The sequence below is a fragment of the Paraburkholderia sp. SIMBA_053 genome (assembly GCF_046534895.1).
Classification (GTDB): Bacteria; Pseudomonadota; Gammaproteobacteria; order Burkholderiales; family Burkholderiaceae; genus Paraburkholderia; species Paraburkholderia caledonica.
On the sequence record NZ_JAWRXU010001886.1, the window covers coordinates 1 to 231 of the forward strand.

Below are 231 nucleotides of genomic sequence, written 5' to 3' on the forward strand. Positions count from 1 at the left end.
GTCGAAGGAAAGCGGTACGACGAAGTGCATATGTCGTTGCACTTCGAACCACGCTGAGATCTACAACCGCACATAAGGTTGCGACAAGGCCTTCGCCGACCTGATCAGATCTTCAAGCATCGTCGCGCGCTTCTCGGGATCGGTATCGCGGCTCGTCATGAAGCACAGCGCCGCGACGGGAAGACCCGTGCGGTCGCGTATCGGCGCGGCCATGCAGAGCCGGAAAGTGTG

1 pseudogene is annotated in these 231 nt (G+C 59.7%); it reads right to left on the reverse strand.

Annotated features, from left to right (window positions below):
* Positions 1 to 60: 60 nt before the first annotated feature.
* Positions 61 to 231: pseudogene (locus tag SB753_RS42095) on the reverse strand (IclR family transcriptional regulator); the annotation flags it as partial.